Raw genomic sequence first — 21,612 nt, forward strand, 5'->3', positions numbered from 1 at the left:
TTTTTTGTCAGCTTTACAGCGTCACCCCGCTCTTAAAGATCGCCAGCTCGCGGAAATCGTTGGCTTCATTGCGCGCCGGGCGGCCGTTGGCGATCTCGACGATCAGATCGACGAAGCAGCCGAGCAAGGTCTCCATCGCCACGCCGTGGATCAGGCCGCCGGCGTCGAAATCGATCCAATGCGGTTTCTTCGCCGCCAGCTCGCTGTTGGTGGCCAGCTTCACCGTCGGCACAAAGCCGCCGTACGGCGTGCCGCGCCCGGTGCTGAACAGCACCATATGGCAGCCGGCACCGGCCAGCGCGCTGGTCGCCACCGCATCGTTGCCCGGTGCGCTGAGCAGATTCAGCCCCGGCACACGCAGCCGCTCGCCGTATTTCAGCACGTCTACCACCTGGCTTAACCCCGCCTTTTGGGTGCAGCCAAGCGACTTCTCCTCCAGCGTGGTGATGCCACCGGCCTTGTTGCCCGGCGACGGATTCTCATAAATAGGCTGCTGATGGGCGATGAAATAGCGTTTGAAATCGTTGATCATATCGACGGTTTTTTCGAAGGTCTCCCCATCGCGGCAGCGGCTCATCAGAATGCGCTCGGCACCGAACATCTCCGGCACTTCGGTCAGCACCGTGGTGCCGCCGTTGGCTATCACATAGTCGGAGAACCGCCCCAGCAGCGGGTTGGCGGTGATACCCGACAATCCGTCCGAACCGCCGCACTCCAGACCGAACTTCAACTCGCTCAGGCGGCCCGGCTCGCGGCGATCGTAGCGCATCTCCCGGTACAGCTCGTGCAACAGCGCCAGCCCGGATTCCACCTCGTCGTCCTGTTGTTGGCACACCATAAAGCGCAGCCGCCGCTCGTCCTCTATCCCCAACGTGGCGCGAAAGGCATCCACCTGATTGTTCTCGCAGCCCAACCCGATCACCAGCACCGCGCCGGCATTGGGATGGCGCGCCAGATTTTGCAGCATGATGCGGGTGTTGGCATGATCCTGCCCCAGCTGCGAGCAGCCGAACGGATGGCTGAACAGGTGCACGCCGTCGATCCCCTCCGCCTGCGTTTGCTGCAAAAAGCGCTGTTGGATCTGACGGGCGATGCCGTTGACGCAGCCGACGGTCGGCACGATCCACAGCTCGTTGCGGATCCCCACGTCGCCGCCGGCCCGGCGGTACAGCTGCACCTCGCGATCCGCCGCCTGCGGCGGCAATGTTGGGAACTGCGGCTGGTAACGGTAGCTGTCCAGATCGCTCAGGTTGGTTTTGGCGTTTTGCGAATGAATGTGCTCCCCAGGCGCAATGGCCGCGAGCGCATGGCCGATCGGCTGGCCGTATTTGATGATGTCTTCGCCCTCGGCGATCGGGCCGAGCGCAAACTTGTGCCCGCGCGCCACCGGCTGCGCCAGCTGAATACGCTCCCCGCCCAACTCAAGCATTTCTCCGGCGGCCAGATCGCGCAGCGCCACCGCCACGTTATCCTGCTCGTGAATCTTTATCGTACTTTGCATAAACCAGTCCCGGATAACGGCTACGCCAGTTCGATGGCGAAATAGTTTTTGGCGTTGTCGAAGCAGATGTTTTTCACCATCTCGCCCAGCAGCGCGATATCCGCCGGCGCTTCGCCGTCCGCCACCCAGCGGCCGATCATCTGGCAAAGGATGCGGCGGAAGTATTCATGCCGCGTATACGACAGGAAGCTGCGACTGTCGGTCAGCATGCCGACGAAGCGGCTCAGCAACCCGAGCTGGGCCAGCTGCGTCATTTGGCGCTGCATGCCGTCCTTCTGATCGTTGAACCACCAACCGGAGCCGAACTGCATCTTGCCCGGCGTGCCTTCCCCCTGAAAATTGCCGATCATGGTGCCGATCACTTCGTTATCGCGCGGATTGAGGCAATAGAGAATGGTTTTTGGCAGACCGCCCTGCCGCGCCTGAGCATCCAGCAGCCGCGACAGCGGTTCCGCCAGCGGCCGGTCGTTGATCGAGTCGAAGCCGATATCCGGCCCGACGGCGGCCAACATGCGGCTGTTGTTATTGCGCAGCGCGCCGATGTGATACTGCTGCACCCAGCCTCGGCGCCGGTATTCGCCGGCCAAAAACAGCAGCACCGCGCTTTTGAACTGGGCGCTCTGTTCCGGCGTCGGCAGCTCGCCGTTCAGGCGACGCAGCAGGATCGCATCCAGCGCCGCTTCATCGGCCTCGCCGAACACCACCACGTCCAGCGCATGATCGGCCACTTTGCAACCGTGAGCGGCGAAGTGATCCATGCGCTTGTACAGGGCGTCGCACAGCGCGCTGAAGCGGCCGATGGCGGTGTCCGCCGCCGCCTCCAGCTGCCGCAGATAGTCGTTGAAGCCGGGCGCATCGATAGTGAAAGCTTTGTCCGGCCGCCAGCTCGGCAGCACCTTGATATCGAAGCTATGATCCTCGGCGATCGCCCGATGATGGCGCAGATCGTCGATCGGATCGTCGGTGGTGCCGACCATTTTCACGTTCATTTGCTGCATGATGCCACGTGCGCGAAACTCATCCTGCGCCAGCAGCGCATTGCCGCGCTGCCAGATTTCATCCGCCGTGGCCGGCGACAACAGCGTATCCGTGATGCCGAACGGCCGGCGCAGCTCCAGATGCGTCCAGTGATAGAGAGGGTTGCCGATGGTGTGCGGCACCGTGGCGGCCCAGGCGTCGAATTTCTCGCGATCGCCCGCATCGCCGGTGCACAACCGCTCCGCCACGCCGTTGGTGCGCATCGCCCGCCATTTGTAGTGATCGCCCCGCAGCCAGATATCGTACAGGTTGCTGAAGCGGGTATTCTCCGCGATCTGCTGCGGCGGCAAATGACAGTGATAATCAAAAATCGGCTGCTGCGCCGCGTAATCGTGATACAAGCGCCGGGCAAATTCGCTGTCCAGCAGGAAATCTTCGCTCAAAAACGTCGCCATCTCGGGCTCCTTACTTGCCGTGCGGCACGGGGTTCGAATCACAAAAGTTATCACACCAATTTTCACTAGCGTCCAGCAGATTTTTCCCGAGGTCTGCCGTTCATCCTCTCTCTACGCCCTTTTTCGCTCAATTTACCGGCAAAAATGCCCTATTTCACCGACCACAGTATTGCTCAGGCGAATAATTCCTTTTGTGATATCACTCAACTTTTAAACCTGTATGACAGGTTATTGTCTCGCCAGCCGCATCGACGGCCACACCTTCAAACGGGGAGACACTTCGGATGCGTAAAATTAAAGGGTTACGCTGGTACATGATCGGACTGGTGACCATCGGCACCGTGCTGGGTTACCTGACCCGCAACGCCATTGCCGTGGCGGCGCCGACGCTGGAAGATACGCTGCACATCACCACCCAACAGTATTCCTATATCGTCGCCGCCTACTCCGCGTGCTACACCGTGATGCAACCGGTGGCGGGCTACGTGCTGGACGTGCTGGGCACCAAGGTCGGCTACGCCATGTTCGCCATTCTGTGGGCGCTGTTCTGCATGGGTACCGCACTGGCCAACAGTTGGGGCGGGCTGGCGTTGGCGCGCGGCGCGGTCGGCATGGCGGAAGCGGCAATGATCCCCGCCGGGCTGAAGGCCAGCAGCGAATGGTTTCCGGCCAAAGAGCGTTCGATCGCCGTCGGCTATTTCAACGTGGGCTCGTCGATCGGCGGAATGATCGCCCCGCCGCTGGTGGTATGGGCCATCGTCGCGCACAGCTGGGAGATGGCGTTCATTATCACCGGCGTGCTGAGCCTGATCTGGGCCATCTGCTGGCTGCTGTTCTACAAACACCCGAAAGATCAGAAGAAACTGAGCCAGGAAGAACGCCGTTACATCCTCGAAGGCCAGGAAGCGCAGCACCAGACCTCTAACGCCAAAAAGATGTCCGCCTGGCAGATCGTGCGCAATCGCCAGTTCTGGGGCATCGCGTTGCCGCGCTTTCTCGCGGAGCCGGCGTGGGGCACCTTCAACGCCTGGATCCCGCTGTTCATGTTCAAGGCCTACGGCTTTAACCTGAAAGAGATCGCCATGTTCGCCTGGATGCCGATGCTGTTTGCCGATCTCGGCTGCATCGTCGGCGGTTATCTGCCACCGCTGTTCCAGAAGTATTTCAAGGTCAACCTGATCGTCTCACGCAAGCTGGTGGTGACGATGGGGGCGGTGTTGATGATCGGCCCCGGCATGATCGGCCTGTTCACCAGCCCTTACGCGGCTATCGCGCTGCTGTGCGTCGGGGGCTTCGCCCATCAGGCACTGTCCGGCGCGTTGATCACCCTCTCTTCCGACGTGTTCGGCCGCAATGAGGTGGCGACCGCCAACGGGCTGACCGGCATGGCGGCCTGGACCGCCAGCACGCTGTTCGCCCTGGTGGTCGGCGCCCTGGCGGACACCCTCGGCTTCAGCCCACTGTTCGCCGCGCTGTCGGTCTTCGACATTCTCGGCGCCATCGTCATCTGGACGGTGTTGCAAAACCGCCCGGCCGCCGAACCGCAACCCGCCGCGCTGCAGCCCACCCCGGCGCGCAGCTGATCCCCCGCCCGGCCGCTGCGCCGGGCCCCTTGCTCCTCTGGCAGCGGTGCCGAATAAGTGGTATAACAAATCCGATGGCCACGCGCCCCTTCCCACCGCACCGTATAGAGCATTCACTATGGAATTCACTGAAACCAGACGCCTGTATCAGCAACTGGCCGCCGAGCTGAAGCAACGCATCGAAAGCGGCCGTTATCTGGTAGGCGACAAGCTGCCGGCCGAGCGATACATCGCCGAAGAGATGAATGTCAGCCGCACCGTGGTGCGCGAGGCGATCATCATGCTGGAAGTCGAAGGCTATGTGGACGTGCGCAAGGGATCCGGGATCCACGTGGTGTCCAACCAGCAAAAACACCTGGTGGTGCCGGGCGACAGCATCGAGTTCGCCACCGCCGGCCCGTTTGAACTGCTGCAGGCGCGCCAACTGATAGAAAGCAACATCGCCGAATTTGCCGCCACCCAGGTGACCAAGCAGGATATCGTGCAACTGATGGAGATCCAGGAGCATGCCCGCAAAGAGGATCGTTTCCGCGACTCGCAGTGGGATCTGAAGTTCCACGTGCAGGTGGCGCTGGCCACCCAGAACACCGCCATGGCCACCATCGTGGAAAAAATGTGGGTGCAGCGGGTCAACAACCCTTACTGGAAGAAACTGCACGAGCATATCGACGAACGTTCGATCGCCAGCTGGTGCGACGATCACGATCAGATCCTCAAGGCGCTGATGCGCAAAGATCCTTACGCCGCCAAACTGGCGATGTGGCAGCACCTGGAAAACACCAAGCAGATGCTGTTCAACGCCACCAGCGACGACTTCGAATACAACGCCGATCGCTACCTGTTCGCCGAGAATCCGGTGGTGCATCTGGATGGCGTGGGCCACGAGCCGAAATAGCCACGGCGGTCAAAAACCGTCGGCTTATGTCAGGTAATGTAAAATCCGCTGAATCGATGCCGGAACCGCCGTTTGCCGTGTACTATTTCACCGTCGGCAACGTAGATTTCCCTGTTGCCAATCGTGCTATTTTGGTAGAGTTAGCCCACTTTTTTACCCATTGCTGCGGGGGCGGGACGCGAATAAATGCGCTGGTTGTTTGCCATGCTGATTGCTGTTTTCTGCTGGACCGGTTCGGTCTCCGGCCCACAGCTATGCGTGGCGTCACCCAAGCCCACCCCCAGCGCGCTGAGCAGCCTGCCGCTGTTGGCGGAGCCGGCGCTTTCCCCCTATGATCAGGTGTATCGGGCGCCGGCCGAAGCGCGCCGCAAAGCCCCCGGCAAGTTGCCGCTGCTGCTGCCCAGAGCGCACTCTTTCTCCGGCTCGCTGCTCGCCTCCTCCCTGCCGGTGCCGGTCTATACCCTGGCCGCAGAGCCAGGCTACCGAATTCGCTTCCCCCGCCAGGACACGCCGGCTCCCAACCGGCTTGCCCAGGTCGACGGGATGCTGGATGCCTCCAGGCAACAGAGTCGGCAGGCCGGCTGGAAAGAAAGTAACATGCAGTACCGTGGCACGCTGACTTACCACCTATGACCGGTGTCGCACCGCTTAGAAACCTTAAAGCAACGCCGTTTCATCGTTATCAGCATTCAGGATCGCCGCGCGTTTTCAGCCCACGCCCGTTCCACCGCTGAGATAAAAATAAACAATGACGTTTTAGGAACACCGGATGGATATCATTAAAGAACTGATACATGCCTTATGGCAGCAGGATTTTGAGACGCTGGCGAACCCTTCGCTGGTGTGGACCCTCTACATCCTGCTGTTCATGATCCTGTTTTTGGAAAACGGGCTGCTACCGGCCGCTTTCCTGCCGGGCGACAGCCTGCTGATCCTGGTCGGCGTGCTGATCGCCAAAGGCACCATGGGCTTCCCATTGACCATCGTTATCCTGACCGTCGCCGCCAGCCTGGGCTGCTGGGTCAGCTATATACAGGGCCGGTGGCTCGGCAATACGCGAACGGTGCAAGGCTGGCTTTCGCATCTGCCGGCTCACTACCATCAGCGCGCCCACAACCTGTTCCACCGCCACGGCCTTTCCGCCCTGCTGGTCGGCCGCTTCCTGGCCTTCGTGCGCACCCTGCTGCCCACCATCGCCGGTCTGTCCGGCCTGAACAACGCGCGCTTCCAGTTCTTCAACTGGATGAGCGGCCTGCTGTGGGTCTTGATCCTGACGACGCTGGGCTTCGCCCTCGGGAAAACCCCGGTGTTCCGCAAGTATGAAGATCAGCTGATGTTCTGCCTGATGATGTTGCCGCTGGTATTGCTGGTGGTTGGGCTGGTCGGCTCACTGATCGTGCTGTGGCGCAAGAAACGCGCCAGCGGCCAGAACCCGGGGAAAGGGGCGTGACAGCAAAGCGCCCGCGCTGGCAATACGTCTTGATGATCGCGCTCGCCCTACTGGCGTTGGCGACGCTGCTGGTGCCCTGTATGGTGCGCACCGAGAGCGAGCTGCGCATTCGCGCCAACCAGCAAGGGCTGTCGCTGCCCGACGGCTTTTACGTCTACCAGCGCCTGGATGAGCGCGGCATCCGCATCAAAAGCATCACGCCGGAAGGTGATGGCCTGGTCATCCGTCTGGATTCGCCGGAGCAGCAGTTGCTGGCGCGCGAAGCGCTGCAAACCATCCTGCCGCCCGGTTACCACATCGCGTTGAGCGAATCCCCCGTGCCATCGCATTGGGTGCGCGAATTTGCGCGTTCCCCACTCAATCTGGGATAATCCCCCTTCAGATGAAGGGGTTTCCTTTCACTGCCATTATCTTCATTTTCATTCGCACCGATTAGCTCAAGAATTAATCAGTCAGCACTGAGTCACGGCTGATTCTTTGGGGGCACGCCGGTTTCATGACTATGCTGAAGGATAACTTCAGCCGGCGATGAACGCCCTCCTCTCGCGCTGCCGCCTTCGGCAGCCAGGAAAGCGGGTGCCTGTTCAGGTACCCCATGAAAAGGAACTGAAAGATGAAATTACGCCACTCCCTGTTACTGCTGTTGCCTCTCTGCACGCTGCCGGCCCTCGCTGCGGCCGCTGAGGGCGGTTGTGCCGCCAAAGCGCAAAACATCCAACAGCAAATCGACTACGCCACCCAGCACGGTAACACCCACCGCGTGGACGGGCTAAAAAAAGCGCTGAGCGAAGTGCAGACTCACTGCACCGAAGCCGGCCTGCAAGCCGAACGCCAAAAAAACATCGCAGAGAAACAGCGCAAGGTCGACGAGCGCCGGCAGGAACTGAAAGAAACGCAGCAAACCGGCAAGCTGGACAAGGTCGCCAAGAAGCAGCAAAAGCTGGCGGAAGCGCAAGCTGAGTTGAAACACGCCCAGGCGGAATAATTTTTTCACACCAGCGGATTTATCGATGAGAGCCCCATCACACGGGATTTCTTAAGCATATGAAATTGATGTCTGGTGTTATCTGCTGGCCATCACCCCTTTGCTCCGGCGAAAAAATCCGCTATGTTAAAAGTCTGTCGAAATAAACGTTAAGGAATAATCACATGGCACATGATTCAAATGCAGAAAACTTACGCGCTGAACTGAAGTCCTTAGCCGATACGCTGGAGGAAGTGCTGAACTCCTCCACCGACAAGCCGAAAGCCGAGCTGGAGAAGCTGCGCTCGAAAGCGGAAGGCGCGCTGAAAGAGACCCGCGCTCGCCTGAGCGACGCCGGTGACAAGCTGGCTTCGCAAACCAAGCAGATCGCCGGCCAGGCCGACGACTACGTGCGCGACAACCCGTGGACCGGCATCGGTATCGGCGCGGCGGTCGGCGTCGTGTTGGGCGTGCTGCTCGCGCGTCGTTAATCATGGCTGAACAACCGCAAGTGCGCGCGCAGGGCCCCGCTAAAGGGGTCCTGGATATCGGTCAGCGCATCATCACGATCCTGGTCGGCATGGTGGAAACCCGCGTCCGGCTGGCAGTGGTCGAGCTGGAAGAGGAGAAAGCCAACCTCATTCAGCTGCTGATCATGGCCGGCATGACGCTGCTGTTCACCGCCTTCGGTTTGATGAGCCTGCTGATCCTGATCTTCTGGGCCATCGATCCGGTCTACCGGCTGGTGGCGCTGGGCGCGACAACCGGCGTGCTGCTGTTCCTCGCCGTGGTCGGCACCATCTGGACGCTGGTCAAGGCCCGTCGCACCACGCTGCTCGGTGCCACGCGCAAACAGCTGGAACTCGACCGCGCCGAACTGGAGCGCGAGCCATGAGCCGCCGCCGCTATCTGGAATGGAAAAAAGAGAGGCTGATTCGGCAGATCCAGCAACAGCGTCTGGATCTGGCCGAACACAAGTCTCTGTGGCTGGAAAAGACCGAACGCATCGACCGCGGCTGGCAAACGGTGTTTGGCCTGCGCCGCTATCTGGTGCTCGGTTCCAGCGTCATGGCGCTGTACGGCATCCGCCATCCCAGCAAGATGATCCGCTGGTCGCGTCGCGCTTTCGGCGCATGGAGCGCTATCCGTCTGTTTAAAAAGACGTTTTCCGCCAAGTAAGTCGCTTAGTCTTTCCTTCAAACCTCCTGTTGCTCTGCCCGCATTTTCTCCCTTGATACAACGCGTCCAACCCCGGGGCCGGGCAACCTGCTGATCGGCGGCATTTTATTAGCACGCTAAAGATTCAGATTTTTTGAAAAATTACGACAGTTTTACTTGCTAACAACCTGAGCACTTCCCGCTTAACATTCACTCCATCAATACGATACGGAGCGGACAGGGTCAGAGACCCGCTACGCCGCCCGTTGATATGACTACCGCCGAACAGGCGCACAAAAACACTTTGGAGTAGATGATGAAAAAATTAGAAGATACAGGTTTGTTGGTTGCTCGTATTCTGATGCCAATCCTGTTTATCGTGGCAGGCTACGGCAAAATGGGTGACGCATATGCCGGTACCCAACAGTACATGCAATCGATGGGCGTGCCTGGCTTCTTGCTGCCGCTGACCATCCTGCTGGAATTTGGCGGCGGTCTGGCGATCCTGTTCGGTTTCCTGACCCGCACCGTGGCGCTGTTCACTGCCGGTTTCACCATCCTGACCGCGCTGCTGTTCCACACTGACTTTGCGGAAGGCGTAAACCAGCTGATGTTCATGAAAAACCTGACCATTGCCGGCGGCTTCATCGTGTTGGCGGTCGCAGGCCCGGGCGGCTTCAGCATCGACCGTCTTCTGAACAAGAAATGGTAATCTAAACTGTCATTCAGGGCCCGGCATGCCGGGCTCTGTCGTTTTTTAACTCGGACACCAAGGAGATTCCCATGGGACAACTCGTCGATGGCGTTTGGCAAGACATCTGGTATGACACCAAATCTACCGGCGGCCGTTTCAAACGTTCAACCGCTCAGTTTCGCAATTGGGTGACCGCCGACGGTCAGCCGGGCGAACACGGCGTGGGCGGCTTCCAGGCCGAAGCGGGCCGTTATCACCTTTATGTTTCTCTCGCCTGCCCTTGGGCGCATCGCACGCTGCTGATGCGCAAACTGAAAGGGCTGGAGCAGATCATTCCGGTCTCGGTGGTGCACCCGCTGATGCTGGAAAACGGCTGGACCTTCGGCCAGGATTTTCCGGAAACCACCGGCGATCCGCTGTATCACGCCGACTTCCTGTACCAGATCTACCTGCGGGCCGATCCGCACTACAGCGGACGCGTGACCGTGCCGGTGCTGTGGGATAAACAGCAGCAAACCATCGTCAGCAACGAATCCGCCGACATCATCCGCATGTTCAACAGCGCATTTGACGGCGTCGGCGCTCGGGCAGGCGACTACTACCCGACCGCGCTGCGCGGCAAGATCGATGAGCTGAACGGTTGGATTTACGATCAAGTGAACAACGGCGTGTACAAAGCCGGTTTTGCCACCAGCCAGGAAGCCTATGACGAAGCGGTCAACGGGGTATTCAACGCGCTGGAGCGCCTGGAGCAGATCCTGGGGCAGCATCGCTACCTGACCGGCGATCGGCTGACCGAAGCCGACCTGCGTCTGTGGACCACGCTGGTGCGTTTCGATCCGGTGTACGTCACCCACTTCAAGTGCGATAAACACCGCATCAGCGACTACCTCAACCTGTACGGCTTCCTGCGCGACATCTACCAGATGCCGGGCATCGACGAGACGGTCAGCCTGCCGCACATTCGCAACCACTACTACCGCAGCCACGCCACCATCAACCCGCACGGCATCATTTCCATCGGGCCGGCGCAGGATCTGGACGAGCCGCACGGCCGCGACCAGCGCTTCGGTTAAGGCGAAAAAAATCCCCTTGCCGCCCGGCAAGGGGATGTCATCCAACCGACTTAACGCTGCGCGAACAGGCGCGGAATTTCGCGCAGGAACCAGGCTTTCGCCTCCCCCATGCTGTCGCGCCGCCAGGCCATGATGATATCGGCTTCGCGGCTGTATTCCGGCCCCACCACGCGCAGCCGCCCGGCCTCGATATCTTTCTCCACCATCGGATACGGCATGGTCGCCACCCCCAACCCGGCCAGCAGCGCCAGACGTTTATCTTCAATGGTGCTCACCGTCAGACGCTGCTGCTTATCCAGCAGCTGTACGGTCAACACCGGGCGCTCACGAGCGGTATCCGCCACCGCGATGCCGCGGTATTTCACGCGGGTCACTTCGGAAAGCGGCTCCGGCTCCAGGTGGATAGGATGATCCGGCGCGGCGACATAAACGCTCATCACCTTATACAGTTTGCGGGTGTTGATCTCGGACGACGCGCGAAAATGCATGTCCGGCGCGATCACGATGTCGGCGCGCCCCTGCTCCAGCCGCTCCCAGGCGCCCGCCAGCACCTCGGTGAAAATCGACACCTGGGTGTTGGCCTTCAGCGCCAGCTTGTCCACCAGCGGGAACAGCAGGCTCGGCGGCGACAGCGCTTCGCTGACGATGGTCAGGTGAGTTTCCCAACCGCGCGCCAGCGCCTCGGCGTCGGTGGTCAGCTTGTCGGCCGCTTCCAGCAGCACCCGCCCGCGTTCCAGCAACATGCGCCCCACGTTGGTGAACTTGGTGCGGTGGCCCGAACGGTCGAACAGCACCACGTCCAATTCTTCTTCCAATTTTTGCATGGTGTAGCTGAGTGCCGACGGCACCCGGCCCAATTCGTCGGCGGCCGCGGCGAAACTGCCGCGCCGGTCGATTGCATCCATCACCCTTAGTGCCTCAAGCGTGAGCGCCCGATCTCTGGCCATCGCATCCCTCTGTCAGGAAATTTGAATATGCCGACCAGATTAACTGGCTAACAATCCGACGTCCAGATGCTTACCATTTGGATAATGAATTTAGAGAGCCGATTGCCATGATTACATGCAGAACAGCACAACAATGCGGGCAAGCTGACTTTGGTTGGCTGCAGGCTCGCTACACCTTTTCCTTTGGTCATTACTTCGATCCCAAACTTATGGGCTACGCGTCGCTGCGCGTGCTGAATCAGGAGGTGCTGGCGCCGGGCGCGTCGTTCCAGCCGCGCACCTATCCCAGCGTCGATATCCTGAACCTGATCCTGCAAGGCGAGGCGGAATACCGCGACAGCGACGGCAACACCGCACGCGCCAAAGCCGGCGAAGCGCTGCTGTTGGCCACCCAGCCAAGCCTGAGCTACAGCGAACAGAACGTCAGCAGCGATACGCCACTGACTCGTCTGCAGCTGTGGCTGGATGCCTGCCCGGAACGCAACAACGAGCGGGTGCAGCGTCTGACGCTGCCGGCGGCAGGCAACCTGCTGCTGGCCTCGCCTGACGGCGCGCAGGGCAGCCTGCAGCTGCGCCAGCAGGTCTGGATCCATCATCTCGATCTGCAGCCGGGCGAAGAACACACGCTGACGATTAATGGGCCGCGCGCTTATCTGCAGTCGATACACGGTACCATCGCCGCCACCGGCGAGCGCCACGAGGAACAGCGCCTGACCTGCGGCGACGGTGCCTTCGTGCGCGAGGAGAACCGCCTGACGATCCGCGCCGAGACGCCGCTGCGCGCGCTGTTGATTGACCTGCCGGTGTAAGGCCGGCCGGAAAACGAAAAACCCCGCGCAACGCCAGTTGCGCGGGGTTTTCTTTTGTCGAGGGAGTTGACCGGTAAGCCGGGTTCTGTCGTGGACAGTCATTCCTCTAGGCCAGCAATCGCTCACTGGCTCAAGCAGCCTACCCGGGTTCAGTACGGGCCGTACCATGTGAACCCCTATTTGGCCTTGCTCCGGGTGGAGTTTACCGTGCCACGAACTGTTGCCAGCCGCGCGGTGCGCTCTTACCGCACCCTTTCACCCTTACCTGATCCCGCTTGCGCGGGCCATCGGCGGTTTGCTCTCTGTTGCACTAGTCGTAGGCTTGCGCCTCCCAGGCGTTACCTGGCACCCTGCCCTATGGAGCCCGGACTTTCCTCCCCTCCATCTGTCTCCCCGAAGAGGACGGCAATGAAGCGGCGACTGTCTGGTCAACTCCGGCGCGGATAGTAGCGTTGCGGCGGCGGCAGGTCAACCGCTTTACGGCTGTTGTTGCTCCAGCGCGTGCTTATACAACGCATTTTTCTTCACGCCGTGGATTTCCGCCGCCAGCGCCGCCGCCTTTTTCAACGGCAGCTCTTTTTGCAGCAGCGCCAGCGTGCGCAGCGCCTCGAGCGGCAACGCATCCTCCTGCGCTTTGTGGCCTTCGACGATCAGCACCATCTCACCGCGGCGGCGCACTTCATCTTCCTGCACCCACGCCAGCAGCTCGCCCACCGGCGCGCCGTGGATAGATTCCCAGGTTTTGGTCAGCTCGCGCGCCAGCACGACATAACGCTGCGGGCCCCAAACGGTGACCATGTCCTGCAGACTTTCCAGCAGACGGTGAGTGGATTCGTAGAAAATCAGCGTGCGCGGTTCCTCCGCCAGCGCCATCAGCGTATCCTTGCGCCCCTTGGTTTTCGCCGGCAGGAAGCCTTCGTAGCAGAAGCGGTCGGAAGCGACACCCGCAGCGCACAGCGCGGTGGTGGCGGCGCAGGCGCCCGGCAGCGGCACCACGCGAATGCCGGCCTCGCGGCAGCGGCGCACCAGGTGATAACCGGGATCGTTGATCAGCGGCGTGCCGGCGTCGGACACCAGCGCGATGCTCTGGCCTTCCTGCAGTTTCGCCAGCAGCTGATCGGCCTTTTGCTGTTCGTTGTGGTCATGCAGCGCGAACAGACGCGCGTTGATCGCAAAGTGTTGCAGCAGCAATCCGGTATGGCGCGTGTCTTCCGCCGCGATCAGATCAACGCTTTTCAGTACCTCTAACGCACGGTGAGTGATATCGCCCAGATTGCCGATGGGGGTAGGCACCACATACAGCGTTGATGCAGAAATGACTGATTGTTGGTGTTGATTCATTGTTTCATCCGGGTTGCCGATTTAATATTGAGCATCTTGAAAAAAACATCACTGGATACAGTATGCTTTCCTCAACATTCGTTCGTACCAAAGCAGGGCGTTCCAAGCCTGTCCGACTTACCGCAGTCATCGCGGCCGCCCTTTTCCTGGCAGGCTGTCCAAGTCGGGCCCCGCAAACGCCGCCCGCCAATATACAGGACGAAGCGAGCGCCAGCTCCGATTACTACCTGCAGCAGTTGCAGCAAAGCAGCGATGATAACAAGGCTGACTGGCAATTACTTGCTATTCGCGCCTTGCTGCGCGAAGGAAAACTGCCGCAGGCCGGCGACCAGTTGAATCAGCTGCCGAAAAACCTCAGCGGCGCACAGCAGACTGAGCGCCAGTTGCTGACCGCCGAACTGCAGATCGCCAACAAGAGCTACGTCAGCGCCCGCAGCACGCTGGGCCACCTGGACAGCGGTGCGCTGTCGCCGAATCAGAAGGTGCGCTACTACCAGGCGCAGATCGCCGCCAATCAAGGCAAAGCGTCGCTGCCATTGATCCGCGCCTATATCGCTCAGGAGCCGTTGCTGACCGGCAAACCGCACCAGGACAATCTGGATCAAACCTGGCAGGCCCTGCTGCAGCTGACGCCGCAGGAGATGAACAGCCTGGTGATCAACGCCGACGAGAACGTGCTGCAAGGCTGGCTGGATCTGCTGCGCGTCTATCAGGACAACAAGCAGGATCCCGATCTGCTGAAGGCCGGCATCAAAGATTGGCAGAACCGTTATCCGAAGAACCCGGCAGCCAAAACGCTGCCGGCTCGCCTGAACCAGGTGCTGAACTTCACCCAGGCCTCCACCTCGAAAATCGCCCTGCTGCTGCCGTTGAACGGCCAGGCGAAAGTGTTCGCCGACGCCATCCAGCAAGGCTTCGAAGCGGCGAAAAACGGCGGTTCCATGCCGGCGCCGCAACCTCAAGCCGCGCAACCTGCCAGCGCACCGGCCCAAACGGCGCCGGCCGATCAGGCCGCAGCGGGTGACATCAACGCCAACGGCGCCGTCAGCCCTTCGGCGCAAGAGAGCCAGCCGGCCGTGACCGCCGCGCAACCCGCTGCACCGTCCAGCGCGCCGATAACGCCGCTGCAGGCCGCTAATGCGCAGGTCAAAGTGTACGACACCACCAGCCAGCCGCTGGCCGCCTTGCTGAGCCAGGCGCAGCAGGATGGCGCTACTCTGGTGGTCGGGCCGCTGCTCAAAGAGAACGTCGATCAGCTGTCCGCCAGCACCACCACGCTGAACGTGCTGGCGCTCAACCAGCCGGAAACGCCGAAGGACAACCTGAACATCTGTTACTTCGCCCTGTCGCCGGAAGATGAAGCGCGCGACGCCGCCCGCCACATCTGGGAACAGCAGAAGCGTCAACCGCTGCTGCTGGTGCCGCGCGGCGCCTTCGGCGATCGCGTCGCCAAGGCCTTTAACCAGGAATGGCAGAAGCAAGGCGGGCAAACCGTGCTGCGTCAGGACATCGGCTCTGCCGGCGAGCTGCGCCAGATGGTGAACAGCGGCGGCATCCGCATGACCGGCACGCCGATGTCGAGCGCCCCGGCGCCGCAGAGCGTCACCATCGCCGGGCTGACCATTCCTGCGCCGCCGAGCGACGTGCCCGCCGCCACCGGCGGCAGCGTCGACGCGGTGTATATCGTCGCTACCCAGTCCCAACTTACGCTGATCAAACCGATGATCGACATGGCCACCAGCTCGCGCGGCAAACCGGCGATGTACGCCAGCTCGCGCAGCTACCAGGCCGGCGCCGGCCCGGACTTCCGTCTGGAAATGGAAGGCCTGCAGTTCAGCGATATCCCGCTGCTGGCCGGCTCAAACCCTCAGCTGCTGCAGCAGGCCAGCGCGCGCTTCCGCAACGATTACTCGCTGGTGCGCCTGTATGCAATGGGGATGGATGCCTGGACATTGGCCAACCACTTTGCTGAAATGCGCCAGCTGCCGGGTTTCCAGGTTTCCGGCACCACCGGTACGCTGAGCGCATCGCCGAACTGCGTGATCAACCGCAAGCTGCCTTGGCTGCAATACCGTCAGGGTACGGTCGTTCCGGTCTCTTGAACCCACGCGCCTCCGGGGCAGGCTACGAGTTACTGGCCCGCCGTCACCTGGAACACGCCGGGCTCACCTTCTGCGCCGCCAACGTCGCGGTGCGCGGCGGTGAGCTCGACCTCATCATGCGCGACGGCACTACCTGGGTATTCGTCGAAGTGCGCTACCGCCGCAACGACGCCTTCGGCGGCGCGGCCGCCAGCGTCACCTTTCGCAAACAACAGCGGTTGCTGCACGCCGCCGCCGTCTGGCTGGCGGGGCGCGGAGCCAGTTTTGACACATCATCTTGCCGTTTTGATGTTTTGGCCATTACCGGTAGCCAGTTAGAATGGATACCCAACGCCTTCAATGCGGATTAATTGGGGTTTTGCGGCGCAGACCGGCCCTTTGACTTAGTGGATTAATACAACGTGCTGGATAGAATTAAAGTCTGTTTTACCGAAAGCATCCAAACCCAGATCGCGGCGGCGGAAGCACTGCCGGACGCCATTTCCCGCGCTGCGATGACGCTGGTTCAATCCTTACTCAACGGCAACAAAATCCTGTGCTGCGGCAACGGCACCTCGGCGGCCAACGCGCAGCACTTCGCCGCCAGCATGATCAACCGTTTTGAAACCGAGCGCCCCAGCCTGCCAGCCATCGCCCTCAACGCCGACAACGTGGTGCTGACGGCGATCAGCAACGATCGGTTGCACGACGAAGTGTACGCCAAGCAGGTGCGCGCACTTGGGCACACCGGTGACGTGCTGCTGGCGATTTCCACCCGCGGCAACAGCCGTGATATTGTGAAAGCGGTCGAGGCGGCCGTGACGCGCGATATGACCATCGTCGCGCTCACCGGCTACGACGGTGGCGAACTGGCAGGGTTGCTCGGCCAGCAGGATGTCGAGATCCGCATCCCGTCGCACCGCAGCTCGCGCATTCAGGAAATGCATATGCTGACCGTAAACTGCCTGTGCGACCTGATAGACAATACGTTATTCCCCCACCAGGACGATTAAGGAACTGAGATGAAGCTAAAAGCCACATTTGCAGTGCTGTCCAGCGCCCTGCTGTTGCAAGGCTGTATCGCCGGCGTCGTCGTCGGCAGTGCGGCCGTCGCGACCAAAACCGCCACCGACCCGCGCAGCGTCGGGACCCAGGTGGATGACGGCACGCTGGAAGCCAGGGTCGAAAGCGCCCTGAGCAAAGACCAGCAGTTGAAGAAAGATGCCCGGGTGGTCGCCACCGCCTATCAGGGCAAGGTGCTGTTGACCGGCCAGTCGCCTAACGCCGATCTCACCGCGCGCGCCAAGCAGATCGCCATGGGCGTGGAAGGCACGACCGAAGTGTATAACGAGATCCGTCAGGGCACGCCGGTCAGCCTGAGCACCGCGTCCTCCGACACCTGGATCACCACCAAGGTGCGTTCGCAGCTGCTCACCAGCGATACGGTGAAATCGTCCAACGTGAAGGTTACTACCGAAAACGGCGAAGTGTTCTTGCTGGGCCTGGTCACGCAGCAGGAAGGGCAGTCAGCGGCGCAGATTGCCAGCCAGGTCAGCGGCGTGAAGCACGTCACGACCGCCTTTACCTATGTGAAATAAACCGCTTGGCGGGAGCGGCACCGTGCCGCTCCCGCCCGTTTAATCCAGCTTGTTCTCGCGTAAAAACGCTTCCCCGCCCAGTTGCCGCATTTGGCGCATAATCCATTGTTGACGCTGCACCACATAGCCGGACGGCGCATCGGCCCTGAAGCGATGCGGATTCGGCAATACCGCCGCCAGCAGCGCCGCTTCGGCCGCGCTCAGACGTTTGGCCGGCTTATGGAAAAAGCGCTGTGAAGCCTCTTCCACGCCGAACACCCCGTCGCCGAACTCGACGATGTTCAGATACACCGTCAGAATACGTCGCTTGGTCCACACCAGCTCGATGCCCGACGTCAACCCGGCCTCCAGCCCTTTGCGCAGCCAGCTGCGGCCATCCCACAGAAACAGGTTTTTAGCGGTCTGCTGCGACAGCGTGGACGCGCCGCGGATGCGCGTCGGGCGCTTCTCGTTGTGGCTGAGCGCCTTTTCAATGGCCGCCACATCGAAGCCCCAATGGTCTGGAAACTTCTGATCCTCCGCCGCCATCACCGCCAGCGCCATTTGCGGCGAGATATCGTCCATCGACACCCAGTCCGAATGGGCGACGTAGCCGAAGTCGCCGCTCAGCCAGGCGCTGACTTGCCTCTCCACCATCACGGCGGAAAACGGCACCGGCAGGAAGGCAAAGAGCACAATGCCCAACACCCACAGGCCGATAATCGCGATGACGCCGCGCTTCAGCCAATACCACGGGCGCAGCCGCCGCCATCCGCCGAGCGATTTTCTCATTCAGCCAGTTCCAGCACCCGCGCCACCAGCTTATCGATGCCGAGGGCCGCCTGCGCGATCGACGGCGCCAGCATATAGGCTGGCGTAGTCACGATCTTGTGCTCGCTGTCCACCACGATGTCGTCCACCGGACAAATCACCGGCTCGCCGCCCATGGCGTCAATCACGTCCCCCAGGTCCGGATCGTTGCCAATGGTGAGCCGCGCTTGTTGATCCAGCAGTTTCGGCAACAGCGCCGGCGCGATGCACATCAGGCCAATTGGTTTGTTGGCCTTATGCATCTCGCGCGTCAGACGCGCCAAATCTTCATCGACCCAACATTCCGCGCCGGCTTCGGCGAAATTGCTGAGATTCTTAGCGGCGCCAAAGCCACCGGGCACGATCAGCGCATCCAACTGGGCGGCTTCCGCCAGCGCCAGCGGCTGCACTGCCCCGCGGGCAATGCGCGCCGATTCAATCAGGACATTGCGCGACTCCGTCATCTCCTCACCCGATAAGTGATTAATAACATGGCATTGTGGTTTATCAGGCGCAAAGCACACCGCCTGGGCGCCGGCACGGTCCAACGCCAGCAGCGTCAGCACCGCTTCATGGATCTCCGTACCGTCATAAACGCCGCTGCCGCTGAGGACTACACCCACCTTTTTCATCACTCTTACTCCTGTCGCTGCTGTCAACTGGTTCGTGCTCTGAGTTGACAAACACTAATCTACATCACACATTTTAATGAATCTTCTAACAAGAGCGCTTACATTTGCTATGTTGTTGGCTGTATGATGTTTAGGAATTCGCAACAACCTGCTCGACCAGAACACTGAAACCAATACGCAGGTTCACAATTTCCCTGGTGTTGGCGCAATATTCGCGCACCCCGGCTTAGGTCGGGGTCATTTTTTTTCAGCGTTCTCAACCCAAGCCCGCAGTACCTGCACATCGTTGCGCCACTCTTGCTTCAACTCATCCACCCAATCCTGCACGTTATCCCACCAGGCCGGCAGCGTCGGCGTTTGAATCTGCTGCGCCAGCTGCTGCAGATGGCGCAGACCGACCGAACCGGCGGCGCCCTTGATCTTGTGCCCTTCCTCGGTGATGCCTTTCTGATCGCGCGCCGTCATGTTGGAGTCCAGCACCGCCAGGTAGCCCGGCATCATCTGTTCGAACATCTCCAGGCTTTGGTGGATCAGCTGCGGGCCAACCAGATCCATGTACTGTTCCAGCATCGCGGTATCGAGTAACGACTCATTAATCTGCATCGCCTTGTGCTCCGTTTTCTTTGAAGTGTGAGAAGGTTGATGATCCCAATAGTGTTTGATGACCTGGGTCAGCGCCGGCACCGACAACGGCTTGCTCAGCACATCGTCCATGCCCGCCTCGAGATACTCTTTTTTGTCTTTCAGCACGTTGGCGGTCAAAGCCACCAGCGGCGGCAGCGCCTGCCCGGCATAGCGTTCGCGCAGCGCCCGGGCGATATCCAGCCCGGTCATGTCCGGCAGTTGGATGTCCAGCAGTACCAGATCGAACTCGTCCGGGTCGAACATCGCCAGCGCATCGTGGCCGTTCATCGCCACATCGACGCTGTTGCCCAATTTCTCCAGCACCGATCGCGCCACGATCACGTTCAGTTCGATATCCTCCACCAGCAGGATGTGCAGCGCCGGCAACGGCAGCTCCTCTTCCTCCGATACCTCGCTGACGGCTTCCTGCACCGCCGGCGCCTGGATGGTCAGAGTGAAGCAAGAACCGTGCCCCTGTTCGCTGCGCACGGTGATGTCACCCCCCATGCTCTGCGCCAACCGCTTGGAGACCGCCAGCCCGATACCGGTGCCGGTGGCCGGACGGCCGCCGCGCTGATCTTTCACCTGGTAATACATGGCGAAGATCTTGTCCTGCTCGTCCTGCGGGATGCCCATGCCCGAATCTTCCACCTCGAACACCAACTTCTCCTGCGCCTCGCGCCGCACGCGCACCACGATTTTCCCCTGTTGGGTAAATTTCACCGCGTTGCCGATCAGGTTCCACAAGATCTGCCGCAGGCGCGTGCCGTCGGTCACGATCTGCTGCGGCAGCGGCGTCTGCGGATCCATGATGAACTGCAGCCCTTTCGGCTGCGCCAGCAGGCCGGAGAGGTTCTCCAGATCTGCCAGGAAACCGGTGAAGTCCACCGGCTGGTTGTCGAGCTGCACCTTGCGCCGCTCGAGCTTATCCATTTCGATAATGTCGTTGAAGATATTGCCGAGGGTGATGGCGCTGACGTGGATGGTCTTCAGGTATTTCAGTTGCTCGTCATTCAGCTCGGTATCGAGCAGGATGCGGCTCAGGCCGACGATGCCGTTAAGCGGCGTACGCAGCTCGTGGCTGATGGTGGAGATAAAGGTGGTCTTCTCCCTGCTGGCGTTCTCCAGCGCGTCCTGGTAGCGCTTACGCTCGGTAATATCGCGGCCGAAGCCCATCAGCCCGTGGCGTTTGCCCACCCGGTCGTAAAACGGGACCTTGCGCAGCTCGAAACAGGCTTTGCGGCCGTCGGGATACACCAGCCACTGTTCGTAGGTCAGCGAGACGTTGTGGCGGAACACCTTCTCGTCGGTCTCAATGACCTTTTCGGCGATTTCCTGGCCGTAGACGTCGAACGGCGTCAGGCCGATCAGCTGCTTCTCGCTTTTGCCGGTCAGCAGCTCCATCGCGCGGTTGCAGCCGGAGAACTCTTTGTCTTCGTTGCGGTAGTAGACCAGATCCGGCGAGGCATCGAGGAAGGAACGCAACAGCGCCGATTGCTGGCCCAGCTCAATCTGCGCCAGCTCGCGCTGTTCCATCTCTTCGGTCAGCTTTTCCATCACCTGCAGGCGCTCTTCTTCCGCCTTGATACGGTCGGCAATCTCCTGATTCAGCTGGCTGATATTGTCTTTGAGCTGCTGATTGAGCTCCAGATCGCGGTGGCGCATCTCTTCGAGCTTGTCCACCAGCCGCGCCAGCCGTTGGCGCGACTCTTCCAACTGTTCCACCACCACCGAGAGAAAATAGACCGCCCACGGGGTGATCAACAGGCCGAAGAAGATCGAACGCACCACGTCGATGCTTTCCACTTCGCCGCGCAGCAGCATGGTCACCGCCATCTGCACCACCATCGCCAACACCACCAGCGCCGAGGCCAGCAGCAGCGAGAAGCGTACCAACCCCAGTTTCACCATTAAATCAACGTAGTACTGGGCCAACACCCGGATTTGCTTCATAGCGGCTCCCATCAGACACAATCTTTTGAATCATACCGTAAAACCGCGGTGAGATAAGGCGGCAAACGCCGAAGTGTGGCAAAG

The 21,612-nt window shown here is 60.7% G+C and carries 23 protein-coding genes and 1 other RNA gene; 16 read left to right on the forward strand and 8 right to left on the reverse strand.

The window, feature by feature from the left end; all coding sequences use genetic code 11:
* Positions 1 to 13 precede the first annotated feature (13 nt).
* Both GUC32_RS21375 and uxaC read right to left on the reverse strand, forming a co-directional pair.
* The gene (locus GUC32_RS21375; RefSeq protein ID WP_369435422.1) at positions 14 to 1,501 is read right to left on the reverse strand and encodes a UxaA family hydrolase; all 1,488 of its coding nucleotides are present in this window, start codon (positions 1,499 to 1,501) and stop codon (positions 14 to 16) included.
* A gap of 20 nt (positions 1,502 to 1,521) precedes the next feature.
* Positions 1,522 to 2,934: a glucuronate isomerase gene (uxaC, locus tag GUC32_RS21380; protein WP_197826651.1), complete on the reverse strand. Its 1,413-nt coding sequence runs from the start codon at positions 2,932 to 2,934 to the stop codon at positions 1,522 to 1,524.
* Positions 2,935 to 3,218: 284 nt separating this feature from the next.
* On the opposite strand from uxaC, the gene GUC32_RS21385 reads away from it, so the two are divergent.
* The 11 genes from GUC32_RS21385 (at position 3,219) to GUC32_RS21435 (ending at position 10,754) form a co-directional block, all read left to right on the forward strand.
* On the forward strand, positions 3,219 to 4,517 hold the full coding sequence (locus GUC32_RS21385) for an MFS transporter (protein ID WP_025304349.1): 1,299 nt from the start codon (positions 3,219 to 3,221) through the stop codon (positions 4,515 to 4,517).
* A 118-nt stretch (positions 4,518 to 4,635) separates the two neighbouring features.
* Positions 4,636 to 5,412 carry a transcriptional regulator ExuR gene (gene exuR, locus GUC32_RS21390; RefSeq protein ID WP_060434630.1) on the forward strand — a complete coding sequence of 259 codons (777 nt, stop codon included), beginning with the start codon at positions 4,636 to 4,638 and terminating at the stop codon, positions 5,410 to 5,412.
* Between the two features lie 186 nt (positions 5,413 to 5,598).
* Complete coding sequence (locus GUC32_RS21395) at positions 5,599 to 6,045, forward strand: hypothetical protein (RefSeq protein ID WP_025304351.1); 447 nt, start codon at positions 5,599 to 5,601, stop codon at positions 6,043 to 6,045.
* Positions 6,046 to 6,181: 136 nt separating this feature from the next.
* Positions 6,182 to 6,862, forward strand: a complete 681-nt coding sequence (locus GUC32_RS21400; RefSeq protein ID WP_025304352.1) for a DedA family protein — start codon at positions 6,182 to 6,184, stop codon at positions 6,860 to 6,862.
* 32 nt (positions 6,863 to 6,894) lie between these two features.
* Complete coding sequence (mzrA, locus tag GUC32_RS21405; protein ID WP_242439690.1) at positions 6,895 to 7,233, forward strand: EnvZ/OmpR regulon moderator MzrA; 339 nt, start codon at positions 6,895 to 6,897, stop codon at positions 7,231 to 7,233.
* 242 nt (positions 7,234 to 7,475) lie between these two features.
* Positions 7,476 to 7,847, forward strand: coding sequence for a DUF1090 domain-containing protein (locus tag GUC32_RS21410; RefSeq protein WP_142591195.1), 372 nt, complete (start codon positions 7,476 to 7,478; stop codon positions 7,845 to 7,847).
* A 164-nt stretch (positions 7,848 to 8,011) separates the two neighbouring features.
* Positions 8,012 to 8,317, forward strand: coding sequence for a YqjD family protein (locus GUC32_RS21415; RefSeq protein ID WP_004937125.1), 306 nt, complete (start codon positions 8,012 to 8,014; stop codon positions 8,315 to 8,317).
* 2 nt (positions 8,318 to 8,319) lie between these two features.
* A complete protein-coding gene (locus tag GUC32_RS21420; protein WP_015379160.1) occupies positions 8,320 to 8,721 on the forward strand; it encodes a phage holin family protein in 402 nt (133 codons plus the stop codon).
* The gene (locus tag GUC32_RS21425) at positions 8,718 to 9,005 is read left to right on the forward strand and encodes a YqjK-like family protein (RefSeq protein ID WP_004937121.1); all 288 of its coding nucleotides are present in this window, start codon (positions 8,718 to 8,720) and stop codon (positions 9,003 to 9,005) included. The genes GUC32_RS21420 and GUC32_RS21425 overlap by 4 nt, the downstream gene beginning before the upstream one ends.
* 295 nt (positions 9,006 to 9,300) lie before the next feature.
* On the forward strand, positions 9,301 to 9,696 hold the full coding sequence (locus GUC32_RS21430) for a DoxX family protein (protein ID WP_004937119.1): 396 nt from the start codon (positions 9,301 to 9,303) through the stop codon (positions 9,694 to 9,696).
* Between the two features lie 71 nt (positions 9,697 to 9,767).
* Complete coding sequence (locus GUC32_RS21435; RefSeq protein WP_142591197.1) at positions 9,768 to 10,754, forward strand: glutathione S-transferase family protein; 987 nt, start codon at positions 9,768 to 9,770, stop codon at positions 10,752 to 10,754.
* A 50-nt stretch (positions 10,755 to 10,804) separates the two neighbouring features.
* On the opposite strand, the gene GUC32_RS21440 is transcribed toward GUC32_RS21435, so the two are convergent.
* On the reverse strand, positions 10,805 to 11,701 hold the full coding sequence (locus GUC32_RS21440) for a LysR family transcriptional regulator (protein ID WP_025304355.1): 897 nt from the start codon (positions 11,699 to 11,701) through the stop codon (positions 10,805 to 10,807).
* A 107-nt stretch (positions 11,702 to 11,808) separates the two neighbouring features.
* Here GUC32_RS21440 and GUC32_RS21445 point away from each other — a divergent pair, with 107 nt between their 5' ends.
* Positions 11,809 to 12,510 carry a pirin family protein gene (locus GUC32_RS21445; protein WP_049204376.1) on the forward strand — a complete coding sequence of 234 codons (702 nt, stop codon included), beginning with the start codon at positions 11,809 to 11,811 and terminating at the stop codon, positions 12,508 to 12,510.
* A 58-nt stretch (positions 12,511 to 12,568) separates the two neighbouring features.
* Here the strand turns inward: GUC32_RS21445 and rnpB are convergent.
* Positions 12,569 to 12,946, reverse strand: an RNA gene (rnpB, locus tag GUC32_RS21450) — RNase P RNA component class A.
* A gap of 41 nt (positions 12,947 to 12,987) precedes the next feature.
* The gene (rsmI, locus tag GUC32_RS21455; RefSeq protein ID WP_004937108.1) at positions 12,988 to 13,851 is read right to left on the reverse strand and encodes a 16S rRNA (cytidine(1402)-2'-O)-methyltransferase; all 864 of its coding nucleotides are present in this window, start codon (positions 13,849 to 13,851) and stop codon (positions 12,988 to 12,990) included.
* 62 nt (positions 13,852 to 13,913) lie between these two features.
* Between rsmI and GUC32_RS21460 the strand changes: the two genes are divergently transcribed.
* Genes GUC32_RS21460 through dolP form a run of 4 tightly spaced genes read left to right on the forward strand, consistent with a single transcriptional unit; the run spans position 13,914 to position 17,530 of the window.
* The gene (locus GUC32_RS21460) at positions 13,914 to 15,953 is read left to right on the forward strand and encodes a penicillin-binding protein activator (RefSeq protein ID WP_043141990.1); all 2,040 of its coding nucleotides are present in this window, start codon (positions 13,914 to 13,916) and stop codon (positions 15,951 to 15,953) included.
* A complete protein-coding gene (locus GUC32_RS21465) occupies positions 15,950 to 16,303 on the forward strand; it encodes a YraN family protein (protein WP_015379164.1) in 354 nt (117 codons plus the stop codon). Before GUC32_RS21460 ends, GUC32_RS21465 begins: the two co-directional genes overlap by 4 nt.
* Before the next feature lie 51 nt (positions 16,304 to 16,354).
* Positions 16,355 to 16,945, forward strand: coding sequence for a DnaA initiator-associating protein DiaA (gene diaA / locus GUC32_RS21470; protein ID WP_004937103.1), 591 nt, complete (start codon positions 16,355 to 16,357; stop codon positions 16,943 to 16,945).
* A gap of 9 nt (positions 16,946 to 16,954) precedes the next feature.
* Positions 16,955 to 17,530, forward strand: coding sequence for a division/outer membrane stress-associated lipid-binding lipoprotein (gene dolP, locus GUC32_RS21475; RefSeq protein ID WP_004937101.1), 576 nt, complete (start codon positions 16,955 to 16,957; stop codon positions 17,528 to 17,530).
* Between the two features lie 39 nt (positions 17,531 to 17,569).
* Here the strand turns inward: dolP and mtgA are convergent, their stop codons facing one another.
* The 3 genes from mtgA to arcB all read right to left on the reverse strand — a co-directional run bounded on the left by mtgA (position 17,570) and on the right by arcB (position 21,528).
* Positions 17,570 to 18,301, reverse strand: coding sequence for a monofunctional biosynthetic peptidoglycan transglycosylase (mtgA, locus tag GUC32_RS21480; protein WP_025304358.1), 732 nt, complete (start codon positions 18,299 to 18,301; stop codon positions 17,570 to 17,572).
* Positions 18,298 to 18,951 carry an isoprenoid biosynthesis glyoxalase ElbB gene (elbB, locus tag GUC32_RS21485; RefSeq protein ID WP_369435423.1) on the reverse strand — a complete coding sequence of 218 codons (654 nt, stop codon included), beginning with the start codon at positions 18,949 to 18,951 and terminating at the stop codon, positions 18,298 to 18,300. Before elbB ends, mtgA begins: the two co-directional genes overlap by 4 nt.
* A 237-nt stretch (positions 18,952 to 19,188) precedes the next feature.
* Positions 19,189 to 21,528 (reverse strand): aerobic respiration two-component sensor histidine kinase ArcB, encoded by a 2,340-nt coding sequence (arcB, locus tag GUC32_RS21490; protein WP_025304360.1) that lies wholly within the window; start codon positions 21,526 to 21,528, stop codon positions 19,189 to 19,191.
* Between the last annotated feature and the right edge of the window lie 84 nt (positions 21,529 to 21,612).

It is taken from the genome of Serratia sp. NGAS9, assembly GCF_009905295.1.
Classification (GTDB): domain Bacteria; phylum Pseudomonadota; class Gammaproteobacteria; order Enterobacterales; family Enterobacteriaceae; genus Serratia; species Serratia bockelmannii.

Excerpts from the sequence above, each read along its gene's own strand:
- GUC32_RS21375 (WP_369435422.1), bottom strand. The coding sequence starts at position 1,501 with ATGCAAAGTACGATAAAGATTCACGAGCAGGATAACGTGGCGGTGGCG.
- uxaC (WP_197826651.1), bottom strand. The coding sequence starts at position 2,934 with ATGGCGACGTTTTTGAGCGAAGATTTCCTGCTGGACAGCGAATTTGCC.
- GUC32_RS21385 (WP_025304349.1), top strand. The coding sequence starts at position 3,219 with ATGCGTAAAATTAAAGGGTTACGCTGGTACATGATCGGACTGGTGACC.
- exuR (WP_060434630.1), top strand. The coding sequence starts at position 4,636 with ATGGAATTCACTGAAACCAGACGCCTGTATCAGCAACTGGCCGCCGAG.
- GUC32_RS21395 (WP_025304351.1), top strand. The coding sequence starts at position 5,599 with ATGCGCTGGTTGTTTGCCATGCTGATTGCTGTTTTCTGCTGGACCGGT.
- GUC32_RS21400 (WP_025304352.1), top strand. The coding sequence starts at position 6,182 with ATGGATATCATTAAAGAACTGATACATGCCTTATGGCAGCAGGATTTT.
- mzrA (WP_242439690.1), top strand. The coding sequence starts at position 6,895 with ATGATCGCGCTCGCCCTACTGGCGTTGGCGACGCTGCTGGTGCCCTGT.
- GUC32_RS21410 (WP_142591195.1), top strand. The coding sequence starts at position 7,476 with ATGAAATTACGCCACTCCCTGTTACTGCTGTTGCCTCTCTGCACGCTG.
- GUC32_RS21415 (WP_004937125.1), top strand. The coding sequence starts at position 8,012 with ATGGCACATGATTCAAATGCAGAAAACTTACGCGCTGAACTGAAGTCC.
- GUC32_RS21420 (WP_015379160.1), top strand. The coding sequence starts at position 8,320 with ATGGCTGAACAACCGCAAGTGCGCGCGCAGGGCCCCGCTAAAGGGGTC.
- GUC32_RS21425 (WP_004937121.1), top strand. The coding sequence starts at position 8,718 with ATGAGCCGCCGCCGCTATCTGGAATGGAAAAAAGAGAGGCTGATTCGG.
- GUC32_RS21430 (WP_004937119.1), top strand. The coding sequence starts at position 9,301 with ATGAAAAAATTAGAAGATACAGGTTTGTTGGTTGCTCGTATTCTGATG.
- GUC32_RS21435 (WP_142591197.1), top strand. The coding sequence starts at position 9,768 with ATGGGACAACTCGTCGATGGCGTTTGGCAAGACATCTGGTATGACACC.
- GUC32_RS21440 (WP_025304355.1), bottom strand. The coding sequence starts at position 11,701 with ATGGCCAGAGATCGGGCGCTCACGCTTGAGGCACTAAGGGTGATGGAT.
- GUC32_RS21445 (WP_049204376.1), top strand. The coding sequence starts at position 11,809 with ATGATTACATGCAGAACAGCACAACAATGCGGGCAAGCTGACTTTGGT.
- rsmI (WP_004937108.1), bottom strand. The coding sequence starts at position 13,851 with ATGAATCAACACCAACAATCAGTCATTTCTGCATCAACGCTGTATGTG.
- GUC32_RS21460 (WP_043141990.1), top strand. The coding sequence starts at position 13,914 with ATGCTTTCCTCAACATTCGTTCGTACCAAAGCAGGGCGTTCCAAGCCT.
- dolP (WP_004937101.1), top strand. The coding sequence starts at position 16,955 with ATGAAGCTAAAAGCCACATTTGCAGTGCTGTCCAGCGCCCTGCTGTTG.
- mtgA (WP_025304358.1), bottom strand. The coding sequence starts at position 18,301 with ATGAGAAAATCGCTCGGCGGATGGCGGCGGCTGCGCCCGTGGTATTGG.
- elbB (WP_369435423.1), bottom strand. The coding sequence starts at position 18,951 with ATGAAAAAGGTGGGTGTAGTCCTCAGCGGCAGCGGCGTTTATGACGGT.
- arcB (WP_025304360.1), bottom strand. The coding sequence starts at position 21,528 with ATGAAGCAAATCCGGGTGTTGGCCCAGTACTACGTTGATTTAATGGTG.